A 19,157-nucleotide genomic window follows, 5' to 3' on the forward strand; every position below is an offset into this window, starting at 1 on the left:
TCCGCATCTTTTATCAGATTGGCTTAAATATGGCAGCTTCACTTCATCCCATCCTTAGTGCCGTCGGCGTGATTAGCGTCATTTACTTGAGTCACCCGTGCTTGGCGAACGAGAGCTTAGTGCAAACCGAAGGTGTCTCAAGCAGCGTATTACCCGCAGCAACCACAGCACCTTGGGCCGCGAATCTAGACTTAGGTTGGGATAGCAAATATGTGTCCCAGGGGCGCAATAATCTGGCCGAGGGCGGAATTTATTGGCTAAATGCTAGCGTCCAATACGGCAATCTCACCACCTACGCCCTTGTCGGACGCGGCGATAGCCAAGCTTATACCGAGTGGAACATTGGTCTCGAATACGCGTTAAACCTTAGCGAACACTTAGAGGCGAATCTGGGCTATCAGCGGATTGAAGGTTATAGCAGCAGTCGCTGTCAGGATAACGAACTGTTCGCAGAATTAGCCTACACCGCCGCCCCTTGGTTAGTGCCCTCGGTGAGTTATGTGTATTCCACCGAGGCGGCAGGCTATTTTGTCGAGCTGAGTCTACACAGTTATTGGCAACTGAGTGAAAGCTTTACTCTCGCGCCTTATATAACCCAAGGGCTTGATTTTAAATATCGAACAGAAGAACACAATGGCCGTAATCACCTCCAATTTGGTTTGGAGGCTAATTATGATCTGGCCGATAATATGAGTCTCAGTGGCCATATTAGCCACAGCATTGCCCAGGACGATATTGAACTAGAAGCGGCCGCCAATGGCGACTTTAGCTCGCAGGATCAAACCTATGCGGGTGTCCACTTTAATATGAGTTTCTAAGTTTTTAAGCACGCTTCTCCGTTTGGCAAACTCTTCTCGCCCTAACTACACTCAAGAAGTCGATGGAACGACTCAGCATGGGCGAGGAACAGGGAATGTTAACTCATCATATAAAATGGCTGTCTAACGCATTTATCTTATTGATATTTTATGGCTTATCATCATTTGCTGCCGAGCCTGAGTTAGGAGCATTATCCAAACAAGCCACAACTGAGCCCCTACCTTTAGGAACCCTACTCGATAGTGAAGGGAAACCGCTCCCGATCCCGACTCAACAAAGCGCCTTAGATTACCAATCTCCCGTCATAGATACTGACAATGTGCCTGCGAAAACAAATACCCATAAGGCAAAGTCGACGTCATCGAAAAAGAAAAAGCAGAGCCGCAAGCAACAACTCGCCAGCCGAGAGAGAGTCGCTAACAACCCCAGTTGTCGTTGGCTCAATGCCCGCATGTCACAACTCGAAACCCAGATTGGCAACCGCCCCGACAAAGCCGCGAGCTATCAGACCGATGAACTCAGTGCCCGTCAGCAGGAATGGCAATGCCTCAAATGCGGCGCCGAAGGGCCAAACCAAGACGATCACTATCGTTGCCAATATCGCCGTTAAGTTTGAGCTAACCGCCCAAAGATAAAGTAGGTGCTTTGCTGAGATTTTTGGCGGCAAAACAAGGTCTATAGCAAAGCAACCTAATGGGCTGGTCTGCAAACCCATTCCAACCTACAATGACCTTCTGCTAATAAGCACCTCATTCTTAGAGTTAGACGGAGAAACTCATGGCTCAACATTTTGACTATATCAGCCTAGGCGCAGGCAGCGGCGGTATCGCCTCAGCTAACCGAGCTGCCATGCGTGGCGCTAAAGTTCTACTCATCGAAGCAAAACATGTTGGCGGCACCTGCGTAAACGTGGGCTGCGTACCTAAAAAAGTCATGTGGTATGGCGCGCATATCGCCGAAGCCATGAACCTCTACGCCAAAGATTATGGATTTGATGTTTCAGTCAACAAATTCGACTGGAACACCTTAGTGAACAGCCGCGAAGCCTATATCGGTCGTATCCACGAGGCCTACGGTCGCGGCTTTACCAATAACAAAGTCACCCTGCTGAATGGCTATGGCCGCTTCGTTAATGGCAACACGATTGAAGTAAATGGTGAGCACTACACGGCTGACCATATCCTGATCGCCACTGGCGGCGCGCCAACTATCCCAAACATTCCGGGTGCGGAATACGGTATTGATTCCGATGGTTTCTTCGCCCTGCGCGAACAACCTAAACGTGTCGCTGTCGTCGGTGCAGGCTATATCGCCGTCGAAGTCGCGGGCGTTTTACATGCACTTGGCAGTGAGACTCACCTGTTTGTGCGTAAACATGCGCCGCTGCGTAACTTCGATCCTATGCTAATCGATGCCCTAGTCGATGCCATGAAGACCGAAGGCCCAACCCTGCACACTAACAGCGTCCCACAATCTGTGGTCAAAAATGCCGACGACAGCCTGACTCTAAATCTGGAGAATGGCGAAAGCGTGACCGTCGATTGCCTGATTTGGGCCATTGGCCGCTCACCAGCAACAGGCAATATCGGTTTAGAAAACACCGAGGTGCAACTGGATAGCAAAGGTTATGTGATTACCGACGCGCAGCAAAATACCACCCACAAAGGCATTTATTGCGTGGGCGATATTATGGCGGGCGGTGTGGAGCTGACTCCCGTTGCAGTTAAGGCCGGTCGTTTACTCTCTGAGCGCCTATTCAACGGCATGAGCGATGTCAAAATGGATTACAGCCAAATCCCAACCGTGGTATTCAGCCATCCTCCGATTGGCACTATGGGATTAACCGAGCCAGAAGCCCGCGCGCAATACGGTGATGATAATGTAAAGGTTTACACCTCAGGCTTTACCTCAATGTATACCGCCGTCACTAGCCACCGTCAGGCCTGTAAAATGAAGCTAGTCTGCGCGGGTAAAGAAGAAAAAGTCGTGGGTATTCATGGCATTGGTTTTGGTATGGACGAAATTCTCCAAGGGTTTGGTGTCGCCATGAAAATGGGCGCCACCAAAGCCGATTTCGATGCCGTTGTCGCCATCCACCCCACTGGTGCTGAGGAATTTGTGACTATGCGCTAAGCGCATGACTCAAGCCTTAAATCAGGCTCTATAGCCTGTGAATATTGCATTTTATCGAAGCGGCTCTGATATTCTCAGCGCCGCTTTTTTATGTTCAACGCTAAGCCATCAAGCTTATGTATCCGCACTTAACATCCAGCTCTTTCGCCCCAATTTACCATTAAATGCACAGGTAAATTTATCAGTATTCAAATCAATTTCCCTTGTTTTACGCCAACCAAAAGCATGCAAACTGGGCATTTCAACTTGATATTTCACTAATAAAGATCTTATTATAGTTATAGCACTAACTATTATTCATCTTAAATAAAACAAGGAGGCATTATGTCAGCTAAGCATGCTACAGATGAAAACCCCATCTCACAGATCATCCGTTCCACCCGGGAACGCCTTCATGGAACACTACAATATTTCTGCCTGTTCGCCATTCTAAGTACCTATCTCTTTGTCATTTTGAAACCGAGCTTCATTCAAAATAACAAAGCGTTAGGAGGAAAATAATCGATGAATTCCCTCTCTTACGTTTCATTGGCAATTTACTTTATTGCCATGCTCGCTATTGGTTTGTTCGCCTATCGTAAGTCGACCGATGATGTCTCTGGTTACATTTTAGGTGGCCGCCAAGTGAGTCCGCACGTAACGGCTCTCTCGGCTGGCGCCTCGGATATGAGTGGCTGGATGCTGATGGGCCTGCCCGGCGCCATGTTCCTAGTGGGGTTTGAAACCCTGTATATCGCCCTCGGATTATTAATTGGTGCTCTAATCAATTATCTGGTTGTCGCCCCTAAATTGCGGGTCTACACTGAGGTCGCCGATAACGCGCTGACGATTCCTGAGTTCTTCGCCAAACGCTTTGGTCAGGCCGATAACAGCATTCGTATAATTGCCGCCGCCATCATAGTGATCTTTTTCACCCTCTATACCTCGGCGGGATTAGTCGCAGGCGGCAAGTTGTTCGAATCCGCCTTTGGGCTGAACTACGATATTGGCCTAGTCGTCACCTTAGCCGTCGTGGTGTCGTACACTCTGTTGGGGGGATTTTTAGCCGTTAGCCTTACCGACTTTGTGCAAGGCTGCATTATGTTTGTCGCCTTGGTCTTAGTACCTTTCGTGGCATATCAAGAATTTACCAGCGCAGATCGTATGATGAACTTTGCCTATCAGTCGATCCCGCATTTTACCGACGCGATGCAAAATGTGACTCTACTTGGCTTAATCTCCAGCCTCTCGTGGGGACTCGGGTACTTCGGCCAGCCGCATATTATTGTGCGTTTTATGGCGATCCGCTCGGTCGCCGATATTAAAACCGCACGCCGCATCGGCATCAGTTGGATGACAGTGACCATTATCGGCGCCCTAGCGACGGGCTTGGTCGGTATCGCCTACGCCAATAAATTTGGCATGAAGCTTTCGGATCCTGAAACCATCTTTATCGTGTTTTCAGAGCTACTGTTCCACCCCTTAATCAGCGGCTTCCTGCTGGCAGCAATTCTCGCAGCCATTATGAGCACGATTTCATCGCAGTTATTAGTCTCGTCGAGTTCGTTGACCGAAGATATTTATCGCACCCTCTCGAAGAAACAAGCGAGCGAGCAAGAGATGGTGAAAATGGGTCGTTACGGGGTCGCTGGTGTTGCCATTGTCGCAACGTTGCTGGCGCTTGATCGCTCTAACAGCATCCTCTCCCTCGTGAGTAATGCGTGGGCAGGCTTTGGTGCCGCCTTCGGTCCACTGGTGCTGTTTAGTTTGTATAAAGCCAATCTCACCCATAAGGCAGCGATTGCGGGGATTATTTCGGGCGCGCTCACGGTACTCTTTTGGATTTATGCCCCCGTGCTTGCCGATGGTAAGGCATTGAGTAGCTTAGTGTATGAGATGATCCCAGGCTTTGGTGTCAGCAGCACAGTGATTTATCTGGTGAGCAAATTCGATAACGACCCGTGCGCTAAAACCACTAAGCAGTTCCATCAGGCTGGTCGTGTACTGGCCGAGGAAAGCTAAGGAGGCGTTATGACAGACTCTCCCCGTAAACGTATCGTCGTCAAAGTGGGGAGCGCCTTAATCGCGCCCCACAAGCAAGGTTGCAGTAGTCATTATCTCTTGGGGATCGCGCAGTTTATTACTTATTGCCGTGTCCAAGGTATTCAAGTGGTATTGGTTTCATCCGGCTCGGTTGCCGCTGGGTGGCATCATTTTGAGGGCCAAGCTCAGCCGAGTGTCACGGTCAAAAAGGCCATGGCGGCCGCGGGTCAGGCGGATATGATGGCGACGTGGAATAAGCTATTTGATTTTCCTACCGCCCAACTGCTGCTGACCCATGGCGACTTACGTAATCGCGAGCGTTATATCAGTATTCGAGACACTATTTTTAGCCTGCTCGAACACGGTTTAATGCCGATTATCAATGAGAATGACGCCGTGACCGCCGACAAACTCAAGGTTGGCGATAACGATAATCTCTCGGCCATGGTGGCGGCTGCGGCCGATGCCGACACCTTAGTGATTTGCTCGGATGTGGATGGACTCTACGATCAAAATCCCCACGAGCATCCCAATGCCAAGTTGATAAAGCAAGTAACTGAAATCAATGCCGATATCTATGCCATGGCGGGAGGCGTCAGCAGCGATGTTGGCACCGGAGGCATGCGCACTAAGATCCAAGCCGCCGAAAAAGCCATTTCCCACGGCATTGAGACCTTTATTATCAATGGCTTTAATGCCGATTCCTTTAGCCAACTGCTAAAGGGGCAAAATCCGGGCACCCTCTTTACCCCCTACGAAAAACCGATGCAGGAGCATTTGCATTGGATGACCCACACCTCGCAGGCGCAGGGCGAAGTGATCGTCGAGGATGATTTTGACCTCGCACTCGATCAGCACAGCGAGCAATTAACCAGCGATGATGTGGTTGAAGTCAAAGGGGATTTCTCAGTAGGCGACACCATTCTGGTGCGTAAAGGCGATGGCACTAAGTTGGCGAAAGCCAAATCTAACTACAGCAGTTGCCTACTGAGCTTTATTACCGAGCAGGATGATCAGGCGTTTGCCAGTGAATTCCAGCAAAAAACCGGCCCCATCATTTCCGATAAGAATATCGCCATTCTTAAATCCATTTGAGTGGAGAAACTATGAGCCTAATTAAACAAATATCTGCCGATGCCGCCCATGCGGCCCGCACACTCGCCCAACTCGATGAGTCGCTTAAAAACACCGTATTACTGGATATGGCGCGCTCATTAAGGGAAAAAAGTTATGAAATCCAAAGCGCGAACCTAATTGACGTGCACCGAGCGACTCAGGATAACTTAAGCCCTGCAATGGTCGATCGCCTCACGCTGAACCAACACCGCATCGAGGCGATGGCGCAAGGAATCGAAACCATCGCCGCTCTGCCCGATCCCGTTGGGCGTGAGCGTTTTATCGGTAAACGCCCCAATGGTTTATCTATCAGTAAGATGCGCGTGCCACTCGGCGTGGTGTGTATGATTTATGAGGCGCGCCCTAATGTCACCGCCGATGCCGGCGCATTGTGCTTTAAATCCGGCAATGCGGTGATCCTGCGTGGCGGTAAGGAAGCGCTACACACCAGCCAAGTGATCGCCAGCATTTTACAGGCGGTACTGACCGCCTATGGCTTGCCTAAAGCACTTATCAGCGTGATCCCCGATCCTGACCGTGCCCTAATGCTCGAACTGATGCAGCAGCGGGAATTTATCGATGTGATCATCCCCCGCGGTGGCGAAGGACTGATTAATTACGTCACTGAAAACAGTAGCATTCCGGTTATTCAGCACTTTAAGGGCGTGTGCCATTTATATGTGGATAAGGACGCCAATCAAGATATCGCCTTGGATTTGCTGCTTAATGGTAAAACCCAACGCACAGGCGTATGCAACGCCCTCGAAGGCTTGTTAGTGCATAAGGATATCGCACCGCGATTCTTGCCCCGCGTCGCCAAAGCACTAGCCGAGCATCAAGTTAAAATCAATGCATGTCCTCCGGCCGCCGCGTATTTCGACGCCTGCACTTATATGGCAGAAGAAGATTTTGGCCAAGAATACTTGGACTTAGAAATCGCCATTCGCCAAGTCGACAGTTTTGAGGTCGCCACCCAACATATCGCTAAGTTTGGCAGCCACCATACCGAGGTGATTTGCACCGACAATGAACTCACCGCCGCCCGCTTTCAACGCGCAGTGGATGCCTCGGTCGTTATGGTGAATGCCTCATCACGCTTTTCCGATGGCAGCGAACTCGGCCTCGGCGCCGAAATCGGTATCGCCACTACTAAGCTGCATGCCTACGGCCCCATGGGACTCGAAGCCTTAACCACTGAAAAATATCTGGTTTCAGGCACAGGACAGATTAGGGCTTAGCTTTCTTACTTCCAAAGCAATTACTAAAGCCTTGTGAATGATTAAGCACTGGCATTCCAGTGACTCGCCGTGAATATATCCCTATAGGCTCGACGGCGGCATCCATGCCACCAACGGTCACTTACATGCCAGTGCTTAATCTTAAAGTATGCGTGAAACTAAACACCTACAGAAACTAAACAAAAATATAATTACTTAATTTAATTGAAATATATTTTTATTCTAATGGGTCAAATGTATGCTCTTGGTGGTAACGAAGAATAGTGTACATTTTTGCCACACTATTTATTGTCTGAACTTCAACATCAACGACATATGCAAGCTTGTGCCAAGGCTTAGCAAACCGCTCATCCCCTGCAAGCATAGCTTCTTTCACTGCGTTATTTTCAAATATTACTTTTAACGGTTTTTTTGAAATATCTTCAATTGTCGCCTTATCGCCAGTATGGGACTCTGTATCAAATTTTGTTTGATACCAGTACATTACCTTATTTTTATGAATGTGATCATCAGGCTCTTCAAGACGCTCGAGTTGGCGCTGAATTGTATTTTGGGCGGCACTGGCTTCTTGAGAGTTTATAAAAAACTGGTTAATTACAGTTCCACCGTCAGATACGGTGAAATTAAGTTGAGAACCATGGTCTTTTGCTACTGGCTCTAGAATATTTTTCCATTGTTTCAAGTCTTGCTTGGATATCTCTTTCGGCGGCGTGCCCACTTTACCCAGTAGCCAATCGATGACAGCTTTAGCCTGAGTTGTCCACTCAGAGAGCGACCCACCATTCCATACTAATGGGAGAATTGGCATCGTAAGAGCTACCAGCTCGACAATGATCGAGCCTGTGCGAACTTCTTTTACAAAAAGCTCCGTACTAGGGTTGTAGTCTTGGTTAGTTTCAGACTCGATAAATCTATGATATTGCTGACTAATACTGAGAAGCGACATTGTAAGATCTGTCAGCACTACAGGGGATTGGTTATTAATTTTGATTTCAAGTTTCTGACTGAAATCTATCTCTATTACGTTCCTGACTTCCATGTATATCCCTTAACAGTGCATTATTAGATTTCTCGTGAAACCCATTAGAAACATCTTAAATGTTATTTTTTTGATAAATGTTTAGTTTTAGCAGCAACTTATCATCTGCCTAGAATATTTTTCAAGGCTTTGTTTTTTTGACATAGTTTCACCTCTAATGCCGCAGAATACGACTCCCCTCGGAGTTGCCGCAGGGCGAATAGACAAATTGCGTGAGTCTCGCCATGGATGGCGAGCTAGCTTTCGCAGGTGCATGGACGCATCCTTCGGAAGCGATAGCAAATTTGGCTATGAGCACAAGGGGCTTTCAACTCCGTTGGGGCGTCATGGAGCATCCAAGGAGGATAGGACGAGCAGTCCTCCTTGGTCGGGTGTGGGGTGAAGCCCCACGACTTTCTCGGCCGTAAGGCCGCAAAACTCAACGTAAATCAAATAGTGATTTACGTTGCCCCATCACACTGCGATTTACCCGCTTGATAACAGCTGGGTTGCCGTGGGCAGACGGCGCCGCGGGAGCAAATCAGTCGGGCATCATTTTTAATACCGCGCTCAATCCAGTTGATATTCAATATCTTAGCCACGCTGACTAGATCGCTTTTAATATGCTTGGGAATCGCGACCGAGCCGCCGCCAGAGACACAGGCGGCTTTTAAATCATGGGCGATAGAGAGCGCATCTTTGCCTTGGGCTTCAATGGCCGGATTCAAATCGATACCGGCACAGAGCACATGGGGGTTGCCCGCCGAGTCTTCGACCTTAATCGACTCGCAGCAGTAAATCCGTGGCTCATTGCCTACATTTAAAATCGAAATTTGCGCGGATGTCCCAACTGAAGGCTCGCTGATCATTCTAAACACCGCCCAGTGCTGGCAAGGGTCTTCCACCAGCCGCATGTTGCCCCAAGGCAGGGGAATACCATTGCCACGGTAAACTGCTTTGAGTTTGCCCGGCGCGTAAGCATCAAAATAATGCCAATGGGGATAAGGCGATACGACAGTCATCCGCCGCATGGCGACCGAGGCCGACACTTGCAGCTGCTTATGCACCTCAATTTCGTAACCGTGGCGGTCGAGTAGCTGTCGGTAGGGCACCTTAGGACATAACAAGGCTCCGGCAAAAAAGCTTGACTCAAAGTCGCGCCACGCATGTAAAATATCTTGTGCGTTCAGTGTATTAGATTGCATCGTCACTTCTTCATCCATCTCCAATTTACGGCCGGAGATCATCACACTCTTAAGCCCATCCTTGTTGTGCAATACGCAATGGCCGATATGGGCGGCGAGATCGTACTTCAGTCGACTGGGGCGATTTTTAAGGACTTTATTGATGTAAATTGTGCTGGGCGGCTCGAAGAAGGAAGTCACTAACTGATGAGAGCTTACGCCGCGCTCGTCGATCACTTCCTGGGGCGTACTATCTATCCATTTAATTTTTAAGCCTACGCCCTTGGCAATATCCAGCATCTCCTCGAGGGATAAGGGCATACGTTTTAACCCAACCTCTTCGGCGGCACGCTCAAGATCGGGGAAATGGTTTTGATGATGTTCCTGATGGGCGCGGATTAATAAGTGGGCAAATTGCCGGCCCGAGATCCCAGTCTGGGATAGCATTTCAGGGATGGCTATTTGCAAAATATCATTTGAAAACAAAAAGCTGGGTTCGAGCGCCATGCCGCTAATCCCACCACGGCGGCCTTTGTCCGGCGTGATGGCACTTTCCTCGGGCACGTCGTCTAAAAACCAGTCAACATCCTTTTGAAAAACCGTGGCAATCACGGCCAACATTTCGGCACTGGGTACGCGTTTTCCACGCTCGATCATCGACAAATATGACACAGAGGGCGCACTGCCCGCATCGACGCGGATGCAACGTGCCGATAAATCTTCCATGGTTAAATTGTTACGTTTCCGTAGGTTACGTATTTTTGTCCCTAGGAAATGTGACTTTCTCATCAAGCTCTGGTCATTGCGCATTTTGTAAAATTCACATTGTAAAATTTTTATTGTGAAATTGTAGTCAAAAAAAGACTAGACTACAAATTAAGCAATCGAGACAGGTTATCCACCTGACACTGCTTAACCATTAACTCTGTCGGACAAACCAAATTGAAGACAAACGTTGAACCATTAGAAGTGAAATCAAGGCCCTAATTTTTAATTTGAATGTGTAGAGGATACAGCGATGAATATGTCAATTATCAATAGCCACCAGATCCAACCGAATCTAAACAGCTTCATCGCAGAAGAAGTGCTTGCCGTCGCCCAAGTGAACGTGGCCGAGCATGAAAAACTGGCCCAGGCGAAGCAGTTCCTCGACCGTCATTTCCCACTGGATGCGGGTTCGCACCAGGATGTGATCAGCTATGTGGTTTACTACCAACATCTGCTGGCATTTTTTGCCGACGGCAGCCACAGCGGATTACGCCAAACCAAGCAGTTTGTTGCCTTCAACGGCACTAAAGATGCGCCAAGCGCCATAGTGTTGCAGGACCAAGGCAGCCATGTAGAGTTATGTTTCGACCGCACTGGCATGATAGGCGCACGGGATTTAGCGAATTTGGAAGATGTGCAAATCGAAACGCCCGTTGAGCTAGCCGCCAAACCCACAGAGACACGCAACACCACCTCGCGCCACTGGTTAAGCCTGTTACACGCGGGAATGCCAAGCGCTAACGATATTCAAGACAAGCTGTTTACCGCTAAAGATGGTGGCGACTACAGCCTGCAACGTATCGTAAATCTCTAAATTCCGCATATTTTCACGGGAGAGCTGCCGTCGGCGACTCTCCTTTTTTTACTTCAAACCTACCTACCCATTAAGACTCAATAAAATTGACTCACAAAATAAATTAAATTGATTTTATTGAAGCTGAACCCAATCGTTATAATGCCCGTCTTTGTCAGCGTCCCAATGCTTGTTCGATTGGCTTATTCGAGTATCCATGCCTATGTGGATGGAGCTGAAAACCCAAGATTGGAACGATAACACTCAGTCGCAAACCTAAGGCGTTATGAATTTTTCATCGATAGTCTCGCAACTTAAGCAACCCCATCGCCTTGTGTTTATCTGCGCCGCGCTACTGTGTCTCGCGCCTGTTATCTCATCCCCTATGGCGCTTGTGCTTGGTTTTACCTTGGCCAGCCTAGGTTGGGTGCCAAACGACTGGAATATCGCCGCCCTCACCAAAAAATTACTGTCCTATTCGATTATCGGCTTAGGCTTTGGCATTAACTTCAATGCCGCGATTGCGGCCAGCAGCCATAACCTCGGATTAATTGTCGGCTCGATTATTTTTACGCTGATCTTAGGCTTTATGGTGACTCGCGCCCTGAAGTTTGACCCGATCACAGGGCACTTAATCGCCTCTGGCACCGCCATCTGTGGCGGCAGCGCCATTGCCGCCGTATCACCCGCCATTAATGCCAAACCAGACCAAACCGCCACCGCATTAGCCTGTGTATTTGTACTCAACTCGGTGGCTTTGTTTTTATTCCCCGCCCTCGGGCATTTGCTCAATATGAGCCAATACGATTTTGGCGTGTGGAGTGCCATCGCGATTCATGACACCTCCTCAGTCGTCGGCGCGGCCTCTGCCTATGGTGATGAAGCACTTAAAACCGCAACGACCATTAAACTGGCGCGCGCACTGTGGATTATCCCTATCGCCCTTGTCAGTGCGCTGATCTTTGGCGGCGATAAACGTAAGCTTAACCTACCGTATTTTATCGGATTTTACTGTTTAGCGATCGCAATCGCCCATTGGCTGCCGCAGTTTCAGCCGCTCTACGACACGCTGTTTATGGTGTCGAAACGTACCTTGGTTCTGTGTCTATTCTTGATTGGCGCGGGGATTACGGTGCAAAAAATGCGGGCGAGCGGCCCTAAGCCTTTGCTGCTGGGCGTGGTTCTGTGGGCGGCGATTGGGGTAACGTCTTTAGGTTATATTCTGTATTTTCAATAGATTGGATTTAAGCTAAGCGGCTTAAATTGACACACTGATGCGGAAGCCTACTCGGCGTTGGGTTTAATCCGCCAAGCCAACCCCAGTACGCCTAAAAAGGCGGAAAATTCGATCAGCGAGCGGAGTAATCCTGTGGTTTGCGTGGATGCAACCAAGGCAATAAGGCAAAACACAATCAGCAGCGAGTTTTTCAATTGCATCCTCCGACAAACTTAGGGGATGCTCATTATTGTTTAGAACCAAAAAGCCAGCCAATATCGATTTTCAATAACAAATAGCTATAACAACTAAGCCTGAGCGTTTAGATTAAGCGGCTTTATGGGCGCTATCGGACTCGTTTGCCGCCAGTTCTTGGTTATGTTCTTGAATAAAATCCTCCATAAACCAAGCACAAAAGGTGTGGCGACCATCCACGGCGGCCTTGCCATAAATGGTCGACGCCTGTTGGCGCACGGTTTTCTCTTTTGTCTGCCTCACTTCGGCAATTTCTTTAAAACTCAGCCCCTTGAGCAATAAAAACGCGACTTGCTGCTCGCTCTTGGTAAAACCCCAAGTATCAAACTGGTTTGCGACGGCTTGGCTGTATTCCTGTCTCGCGGAACGCATTTGGGTCGACATATTGTCGATTTTTTTATCGGCGTACTCGAGGCGTTTTGCTAAGGCTTTAACTTCGCGCGAGCGGCGAATTAAATCGTAACTGAGGTAGATGGCCCCGACTGCGGTGAGCACTAAGAGTATGGCTTCCTGCACTAAATGCCATTGCGGAATGCCTAATTGAATGTCGGAACTAATGTCAAAAAGCTTAAAGCACATGATGAGTGCCAGCAGACCAATAATGACAATATCCTTCATCTAAAACTCCTAAATAAAAGCAAAATCAATCAATTATTTTATAGGACATATGTACCATAGGCGGATTTATGATACAGGTCCCCGACGACTTTCAGCCGTCAATCCCTACACTGACAGCATTGTTTAATACCACAGAATCATGTTATGTCTGTCAGTTCGTCTTGTATCAAGTTATGTCTGTTGACCAGCTTAGTCGGCAGTAGTTTCCTGTGTCTTGCGGCGGAAGCCGAACTTTCCCAAACGCTTTCGAGCAGCCAAGCGAGGTTGGCTCATATCACTTCGTCGAATACTCAAGCGGCCAATTTAACCAGCTCGACCTGGCTCACAGGCCTGCCGAGCGTCAGCTTAAGCCATCTCGGGAGTTTGGATAATAGTAACAGCTACGAGCAGGAACTCTCAGTCAATTTGCCATTTAAATCGCCCGCACTACACAGCAGCGATAAGCAAATAAAACAGCTCGCCGAGCAAATCCATCAACAACAAACGGCCCTGCAAGGCTTGTATCTCTCGGGATTATTAAGGCAGAGCCTGTGGGAATACCGCCAGAGCGAAGTCAAACTGGCGCAGCTTGAGCGCAAACAGCAGTTGCTCGATAAACTCCATCGCCAGCAAAAACAACTAACCGATGCGGGGGAATTGCCACTGACCAACACTCTCCTGCTGGAGCGGGAAAGTGTCGATATCGCCTTAAGCCGCGCCGACATTCTGCAGCAACAAGCTCAGTCTTTAGCCCTGTATCAACAACTGACGGGCCAAGAACAGATGCCAAGCGTGATAGAGGAAACTGACCGTCCGCTTGGCAAGGGCGCCGATGCCTTAGCCCAGCACCCCCTATGGCAATTGTTGAAGCTACAACAACAGCAACATCTGCTGCTGATCCAAACTCAGCAAGCGGGTGAGCGCGATCCTTGGACCGTCTCACTCACGGCAAAAAATACCGCGGATGCTGGCGTGGATGATCAGCAATTAGGCATAGCCGCATCAGTGCCGTTAACCTTAGGCTCGGCGCTGTCCCAGAGCGATTTATCCCAATGGCAACAAGCAAATACCGAGCAAAGCCTCAATCTTGACCGTAGCGCCCTCGAGCTTAAAAACCAATGGGATCAATTAGTCCGCCAGCAAACTAACCTCGTCGAACAACAGCACTTACTCACCCAAGCACTCGCCCTCAGCCGCACCATTACCGAGGAACTCGCCAAGGTAAAAGATCAAGATCAGGTGAGTTATGAAGTCTGGCTGCGCCGCTATATGGAAGCGCTCGACACCGAATCCCGCTTGGCGCTCAACCGCGTCAGCTTGCAACAACTGCATTCTCAACAACTACAAGCCTTAGGAATTTCATTATGATGGCCAAGTACGGCGCATGCCTTCTCTGTTTATCCGCGAGTGTTGTAGGTTCGGCGCAGGCCGAAAGCTTAGCCATTAGCGCCTTAGGCAATCTCGACCTTAGTTACACCCAGCCACAAAGAGTCGCCAGTTATGAGGGCAGCCCACTGCCCGCGCAGGTTGAAATCCTCCCCGGCAATGACTACTGGATCAGCACGCCCGAGAATATCCAGCAGGTGCACTTTCTCGTCGGCCAAGGCCAGCGCGTCAGTAAAGGCCAAGCGATAGTCAAACTCACAGGGCCAGAAGTGTTCCACTACCTCGCCCAAGTCGAGGCCGCGGCGAGCCTGTATCAACTCGCCAAAAGTCGTTATGAGCGCAACAAACCTTTGCTCGCCAATGGCAGCATAAGCGCCGAAAAATGGCGTGAGATCAGTCAGGACTATTTCACGACTCACCTCGAATACGAGCATATGCAGCACTTTATGGAACGCGTCCACAGCACGGATGCGGCTACCGACTCCTTAGTGGTCGCCGCGCCCGTCGACGGTATCGTTAAACTCAATGCCATCAGCGGCCCTTATATGGCCGGGGATCAACTGTTTTCACTGGTGCCCAATAACAGCATCCGCATCAAAGTGAATGTGCCGACAGGGCAGTCCCACTCCCTGTCTGCCATCAATATTAATCAATGCCATATCGCGATTGAGTCACTGTCGGCGATTGCCGAAGGCGCCTTTGTCACGGCTTGGTCATCGGCGGTGCCGCAGGAATGTAACCTATTGTTAGGTCAGCAAATGACTGTTGTTCCCGAGTATCAAAAAGCCGTGTATTTACTGCCCAAAAACAGTGTGTTTAGTTGGGAGCAAGACAGCCAAGTGTTCACTCAGTCCGATAATCAGCTCAATGCACTAACGGTCGATATTTTAGGCTCGACGCCGGAGCAATATATGGTCGCCAGCGATCAAGACTTGAGCCAGCTGCAAGTCCTATCTCAGTCGGTTGCCGCAGTGAAAGGCATCATGCTCGGTTTAGGAGGCGAATAAGATGCTCACCTCTGTGATCCGTTTTTCGCTCACTCAGCGACTGTTTGTGCTGATTGTGGCGCTGATCCTCATGTTGGCTGGTGCACGCGCTTGGTTTGCCATTCCCTTGGATGCCTTTCCGGATATTTCCCCAACCCAAGTGAAAATTATCCTCAAGGCTCCCGGCATGACGCCGGAGGAAATCGAAGCGCAGATTACTGTCCCGATTGAAACCGAGCTGCTCGGCATTCCGCAGCAATCGATTCTGCGCTCGACCACTAAGTACGCCATTAGCGATATCACCCTCGATTTTGAAGAAGGCACGGATATCTATTGGGCGCGCCAACAGGTGAGCGAGCGCCTCTCGGCGGTCTGGGACAGTTTTCCCGAAGGCGTGAGTGGCGGTGTGGCGCCCATGAGCACGCCGCTGAGTGAAATCTTTATGTTTTCACTCGAAAACCCCAATCTTTCCCTGCTGGAGCGACGTCAATTACTCGAGTGGGAAATTCGGCCGCTGCTGCGCACAGTGCCCGGCGTTGCCGATGTGAATATCCTTGGCGGTTATGCCAAGAGTTTTAGCATCAGCCCCAATCCTGCGGCGATGGCGGCTGCGGGCGTGAGTTTTGCCGCGCTGCAACAGGCGATAGTGGAGAATAATCACAACGAAGGTGCCGGTAAGCTCACCATAGGCACTGACACCATCATAGTGCGCTCCGAGGGACGCATCGATGATATCGACGAGCTCAAACAGCTAGTGATCAAAGCCGATAATGCCAAGGTCTATCGCTTGCAGGATCTCGCCGATATCCAGATTGGCCACCTTGCGCGATACGGCGCCGTCACTAAGGATGGCAACGAAACCGCCGAAGCCTTAATCATTGCCCTCAAGGACGCCAATACGGCACAAGTGGTTAACAACATTAAAGAAAAGCTGGTGCAAATCAGCCTGACTCTCCCCGAAGGCAGCCAGATAAACACCTTTTACGACCGCGCTAACTTGATCAATACCGCTATCGAGACCATCTCCCATGCGCTATTCGAGGCAGTTGTGCTGGTCATCGTATTGCTGGCGCTGTTTTTAGGGAATGTGCGCGCCGCGTTAGTGGTGTCCCTGTCGTTGCCGCTGGCCGCACTGTTCACCTTTTTGATGATGGATAACTTCAATCTTTCCGCGAACCTGATGAGCCTCGGTGGCCTCGTTATCGCTATCGGCATGTTGGTGGACTCCTCCGTGGTAGTGGTTGAAAACATGGTGAATTTAATCGCCACTAAACAGCGTTTACCGCGGTTGCACTTGATCTTTCGCGCCACCAAAGACGTCGCCATTCCTGTGGTGTCGGGCACGGTTATCGTGATCATAGTGTTCTCGCCACTGCTTACCCTCAGTGGTTTAGAGGGTAAACTCTTCACCCCAGTCGCCATCACCATAGTGTTTGCCATGCTGTCGGCGCTGGTGTTATCGCTGACCGTTATCCCCGTGATTGCCTCGTATCTCGTGAATGAGAAGGCCGCAAAAGAACCTAAGGCCATCGAAAAGCTCAAGCATCTTTACCTTGTCAGCCTAAAAGCCTGCTTTGGTTGGCAAAAACCTTTTATGCTTACCGCCTTTAGCTTGCTGATCGTCAGTCTCGGCCTGTTTAGTCTGGTGGGGAAAACCTTTATGCCGACCTTAGATGAGGGCGACATTATTCTCCAGTTAGAGAAATCCCCTTCGATTTCCCTCGATGCCTCTATCGCTATCGATAAACAGATCCAACAAACCCTACTAAGCCAAATCCCTGAAATCAAGCAGATGGTGGCGCGCACCGGCGCCGATGAGATTGGTTTAGATCCCATGGGGCTGAACGAAACCGATGTGTTTTTAGAGCTGGCGCCCCGCAGCGAATGGCGTTTTGCGACCAAAGAGCAGCTTATCGATGCCATCCGCACTGCGCTGCTTAAATATCCCGGCGTGAACTTTAACTTTACGCAACCGATACAGATGCGCGTCTCCGAATTGCTCACTGGCAGCATTGGCGATGTCGCGATAAAAGTATTCGGTAATGATATCGAGACCTTAGGCAAACTCACCGGTGAGATAGAACAGCTGGTCACCGCCACTCAGGGCAGCGTCGACGTTAAGATGGCGATGATTGAAGGCAGCCCCTTTATCAATCTCACCTTAGATAATGAGCTGGCCCGAGGGTTTGGGATGAGCACTATGGAGTTTGCCCGCTACCTCAAGAGCCAACTCGAAGGCGTGGTTGTTACCGAAGTGCTGCAAGGGAAGAAGCGCACGCCCGTGCTTATCGCTAATAATCAGGCGCAGATAAGCAACATTAACGAACTGCAAAATCAGTTATTGGTAATGCCAGATCATTCCCTAAAACGCCTAAGCGATGTGGCGGTATTGAGCTATAAACAGGGCCCAATCCTTATCGAGCGGGAACAGGGAAATCGCTTTTCGGTAATCACCACCAACGTCCAAGGGCGGGATATTGTGGGCTTTGTGGAGGAGCTTAATAGCAAAATCGCCAAGGAGATCAAACTGCCCAGCGGCTATAGCGTCAGCTTCGGTGGCGAGTTTGAAAACCAGCAGCGCGCCACCAGCAATTTATTGCTGGTGATCCCTATTGCTATCGCGCTGATCACTTTGATTTTATTCACCACCTTCGGCTCGCTGGCAAAATCGGGATTAATCCTCGCCAACGTCCCGTTCGCCATGATGGGCGGTATCGTCAGCTTGTATCTCTCGGGGGAATACCTCTCGGTACCCGCCTCGGTGGGTTTTATCGCCCTGCTGGGTGTTGCCGTGCTGAACGGCGTAGTGATGGTCAGTTATTACGAACAAACCAAATACTTATTCGGTAGCCTCAGGGAACGGGTCGAACAGGGCGCCGCACGGCGACTCAGACCCATTCTGATGACGGCCACTACCGCCATGTTTGGTTTAATCCCCTTAGTGTTCGCCTCGGGTCCTGGTGCTGAAATCCAAAAACCCTTGGCCATTGTGGTGATCGGTGGCTTGCTCACCTCCACTATCACGACCTTGTATTTACTGCCCATGTTGTATTTTTGGCTGGAGAAACGCCGATGAGCACCGAACAACTGCTAGTCCTGATCGCCCAAAACGATATCAAGGACGATATAGTCGATACCCTGATTGACTTGGAGTTTTTATCCGGCTTTAGTCTGGGCAATATTTGCGGATTTAGCCGAGAGCACAGCCATTTCAATATCAAGGAACAGGTGGAAGGTTATCGGGAGTTTTGTAAGTTTGAGATTATGCACCCTGCAAGCCAGCAAACCGCTTTGCTTGAGGCACTAGCAAAGGTCTGTAAACACAATCCCTGTCGTTATTGGATTATGCCCATCTATCAAAACGGCACGCTTTCCTAACGATAAAGGGCATACAGAACCTGCTGTATGCCCTTTGATTAATACCAATCACATTAAATATCTAATCAGTTCAGAGCACCACAGGCATCTCAATTCAAGGCGCCTTGACGAAGAAATGGTTATTCCCTTTTAAGTCAATGTAACACGGGAGTGAGATGCCTGTGAGGCTCCCGAAGGGGCGGGGTTGAACGGGCTTTATACTGCGTTTAAGGCTTTCGACAGAGCGCCACTATGCCTTCAAGCCTTCG

General features: G+C 49.6%; 17 protein-coding genes. 13 read left to right on the forward strand and 4 right to left on the reverse strand.

Annotation, left to right across the window (positions count from 1 at the left end; translation table 11 throughout):
• Nucleotides 1–29: 29 nt before the first annotated feature.
• From K0H60_RS20230 to K0H60_RS20260, 7 genes are all read left to right on the forward strand, one after another.
• Complete coding sequence (locus tag K0H60_RS20230) at nucleotides 30–818, forward strand: hypothetical protein (RefSeq protein WP_220056857.1); 789 nt, start codon at nucleotides 30–32, stop codon at nucleotides 816–818.
• Nucleotides 819–913: 95 nt separating this feature from the next.
• On the forward strand, nucleotides 914–1,429 hold the full coding sequence (locus tag K0H60_RS20235) for a hypothetical protein (protein ID WP_220056858.1): 516 nt from the start codon (nucleotides 914–916) through the stop codon (nucleotides 1,427–1,429).
• 167 nt (nucleotides 1,430–1,596) lie between these two features.
• The gene (gene gorA, locus K0H60_RS20240) at nucleotides 1,597–2,952 is read left to right on the forward strand and encodes a glutathione-disulfide reductase (RefSeq protein WP_220056859.1); all 1,356 of its coding nucleotides are present in this window, start codon (nucleotides 1,597–1,599) and stop codon (nucleotides 2,950–2,952) included.
• 324 nt (nucleotides 2,953–3,276) lie between these two features.
• Nucleotides 3,277–3,453, forward strand: coding sequence for a hypothetical protein (locus K0H60_RS20245; protein ID WP_176400016.1), 177 nt, complete (start codon nucleotides 3,277–3,279; stop codon nucleotides 3,451–3,453).
• Nucleotides 3,454–3,456: 3 nt separating this feature from the next.
• On the forward strand, nucleotides 3,457–4,953 hold the full coding sequence (gene putP, locus K0H60_RS20250) for a sodium/proline symporter PutP (RefSeq protein ID WP_220056860.1): 1,497 nt from the start codon (nucleotides 3,457–3,459) through the stop codon (nucleotides 4,951–4,953).
• A gap of 9 nt (nucleotides 4,954–4,962) precedes the next feature.
• Entirely contained in the window at nucleotides 4,963–6,069 is a 1,107-nt protein-coding gene (proB, locus tag K0H60_RS20255; protein WP_011718769.1) for a glutamate 5-kinase, read from the forward strand.
• An 11-nt stretch (nucleotides 6,070–6,080) separates the two neighbouring features.
• On the forward strand, nucleotides 6,081–7,328 hold the full coding sequence (locus K0H60_RS20260; protein WP_011627648.1) for a glutamate-5-semialdehyde dehydrogenase: 1,248 nt from the start codon (nucleotides 6,081–6,083) through the stop codon (nucleotides 7,326–7,328).
• Nucleotides 7,329–7,545: 217 nt separating this feature from the next.
• Here K0H60_RS20260 and K0H60_RS20265 read toward each other — a convergent pair whose 3' ends face one another.
• Nucleotides 7,546–8,367: a hypothetical protein gene (locus K0H60_RS20265; RefSeq protein WP_220056861.1), complete on the reverse strand. Its 822-nt coding sequence runs from the start codon at nucleotides 8,365–8,367 to the stop codon at nucleotides 7,546–7,548.
• Nucleotides 8,368–8,807: 440 nt separating this feature from the next.
• Entirely contained in the window at nucleotides 8,808–10,340 is a 1,533-nt protein-coding gene (locus tag K0H60_RS20270) for a DUF3612 domain-containing protein (protein ID WP_088212799.1), read from the reverse strand.
• Nucleotides 10,341–10,548: 208 nt separating this feature from the next.
• On the opposite strand from K0H60_RS20270, the gene K0H60_RS20275 reads away from it, so the two are divergent.
• Both K0H60_RS20275 and K0H60_RS20280 read left to right on the forward strand, forming a co-directional pair.
• Nucleotides 10,549–11,112, forward strand: a complete 564-nt coding sequence (locus tag K0H60_RS20275; RefSeq protein ID WP_220056862.1) for an aldolase/citrate lyase/malate synthase family protein — start codon at nucleotides 10,549–10,551, stop codon at nucleotides 11,110–11,112.
• A gap of 265 nt (nucleotides 11,113–11,377) precedes the next feature.
• Nucleotides 11,378–12,328, forward strand: a complete 951-nt coding sequence (locus K0H60_RS20280; RefSeq protein ID WP_220056863.1) for a YeiH family protein — start codon at nucleotides 11,378–11,380, stop codon at nucleotides 12,326–12,328.
• 47 nt (nucleotides 12,329–12,375) lie between these two features.
• Here K0H60_RS20280 and K0H60_RS20285 read toward each other — a convergent pair whose 3' ends face one another.
• A complete protein-coding gene (locus K0H60_RS20285) occupies nucleotides 12,376–12,522 on the reverse strand; it encodes a hypothetical protein (RefSeq protein ID WP_083758005.1) in 147 nt (48 codons plus the stop codon).
• A 112-nt stretch (nucleotides 12,523–12,634) separates the two neighbouring features.
• Complete coding sequence (locus K0H60_RS20290) at nucleotides 12,635–13,180, reverse strand: helix-turn-helix transcriptional regulator (protein WP_011718776.1); 546 nt, start codon at nucleotides 13,178–13,180, stop codon at nucleotides 12,635–12,637.
• Between the two features lie 144 nt (nucleotides 13,181–13,324).
• Between K0H60_RS20290 and K0H60_RS20295 the strand changes: the two genes are divergently transcribed.
• Genes K0H60_RS20295 through K0H60_RS20310 form a run of 4 tightly spaced genes read left to right on the forward strand, consistent with a single transcriptional unit; the run spans nucleotide 13,325 to nucleotide 18,909 of the window.
• Nucleotides 13,325–14,527 carry a metal transporter gene (locus K0H60_RS20295; protein ID WP_220056864.1) on the forward strand — a complete coding sequence of 401 codons (1,203 nt, stop codon included), beginning with the start codon at nucleotides 13,325–13,327 and terminating at the stop codon, nucleotides 14,525–14,527.
• Complete coding sequence (locus tag K0H60_RS20300; RefSeq protein WP_220056865.1) at nucleotides 14,524–15,552, forward strand: efflux RND transporter periplasmic adaptor subunit; 1,029 nt, start codon at nucleotides 14,524–14,526, stop codon at nucleotides 15,550–15,552. Before K0H60_RS20295 ends, K0H60_RS20300 begins: the two co-directional genes overlap by 4 nt.
• Nucleotide 15,553: 1 nt before the next feature.
• Nucleotides 15,554–18,607 (forward strand): efflux RND transporter permease subunit, encoded by a 3,054-nt coding sequence (locus K0H60_RS20305; protein WP_220056866.1) that lies wholly within the window; start codon nucleotides 15,554–15,556, stop codon nucleotides 18,605–18,607.
• Nucleotides 18,604–18,909, forward strand: coding sequence for a DUF3240 family protein (locus K0H60_RS20310; protein WP_220056867.1), 306 nt, complete (start codon nucleotides 18,604–18,606; stop codon nucleotides 18,907–18,909). The genes K0H60_RS20305 and K0H60_RS20310 overlap by 4 nt, the downstream gene beginning before the upstream one ends.
• Nucleotides 18,910–19,157 lie beyond the last annotated feature (248 nt).

The organism is Shewanella mangrovisoli (genome assembly GCF_019457635.1).
Classification (GTDB): Bacteria; Pseudomonadota; Gammaproteobacteria; order Enterobacterales; family Shewanellaceae; genus Shewanella; species Shewanella mangrovisoli.

What these genes read in the sequence shown, in the direction of transcription:
- K0H60_RS20230 (WP_220056857.1), top strand. Translation starts at nt 30, where the DNA reads ATGGCAGCTTCACTTCATCCCATCCTTAGTGCCGTCGGCGTGATTAGC.
- K0H60_RS20235 (WP_220056858.1), top strand. Translation starts at nt 914, where the DNA reads ATGTTAACTCATCATATAAAATGGCTGTCTAACGCATTTATCTTATTG.
- gorA (WP_220056859.1), top strand. Translation starts at nt 1,597, where the DNA reads ATGGCTCAACATTTTGACTATATCAGCCTAGGCGCAGGCAGCGGCGGT.
- K0H60_RS20245 (WP_176400016.1), top strand. Translation starts at nt 3,277, where the DNA reads ATGTCAGCTAAGCATGCTACAGATGAAAACCCCATCTCACAGATCATC.
- putP (WP_220056860.1), top strand. Translation starts at nt 3,457, where the DNA reads ATGAATTCCCTCTCTTACGTTTCATTGGCAATTTACTTTATTGCCATG.
- proB (WP_011718769.1), top strand. Translation starts at nt 4,963, where the DNA reads ATGACAGACTCTCCCCGTAAACGTATCGTCGTCAAAGTGGGGAGCGCC.
- K0H60_RS20260 (WP_011627648.1), top strand. Translation starts at nt 6,081, where the DNA reads ATGAGCCTAATTAAACAAATATCTGCCGATGCCGCCCATGCGGCCCGC.
- K0H60_RS20265 (WP_220056861.1), bottom strand. Translation starts at nt 8,367, where the DNA reads ATGGAAGTCAGGAACGTAATAGAGATAGATTTCAGTCAGAAACTTGAA.
- K0H60_RS20270 (WP_088212799.1), bottom strand. Translation starts at nt 10,340, where the DNA reads ATGCGCAATGACCAGAGCTTGATGAGAAAGTCACATTTCCTAGGGACA.
- K0H60_RS20275 (WP_220056862.1), top strand. Translation starts at nt 10,549, where the DNA reads ATGAATATGTCAATTATCAATAGCCACCAGATCCAACCGAATCTAAAC.
- K0H60_RS20280 (WP_220056863.1), top strand. Translation starts at nt 11,378, where the DNA reads ATGAATTTTTCATCGATAGTCTCGCAACTTAAGCAACCCCATCGCCTT.
- K0H60_RS20290 (WP_011718776.1), bottom strand. Translation starts at nt 13,180, where the DNA reads ATGAAGGATATTGTCATTATTGGTCTGCTGGCACTCATCATGTGCTTT.
- K0H60_RS20295 (WP_220056864.1), top strand. Translation starts at nt 13,325, where the DNA reads ATGTCTGTCAGTTCGTCTTGTATCAAGTTATGTCTGTTGACCAGCTTA.
- K0H60_RS20300 (WP_220056865.1), top strand. Translation starts at nt 14,524, where the DNA reads ATGATGGCCAAGTACGGCGCATGCCTTCTCTGTTTATCCGCGAGTGTT.
- K0H60_RS20305 (WP_220056866.1), top strand. Translation starts at nt 15,554, where the DNA reads ATGCTCACCTCTGTGATCCGTTTTTCGCTCACTCAGCGACTGTTTGTG.
- K0H60_RS20310 (WP_220056867.1), top strand. Translation starts at nt 18,604, where the DNA reads ATGAGCACCGAACAACTGCTAGTCCTGATCGCCCAAAACGATATCAAG.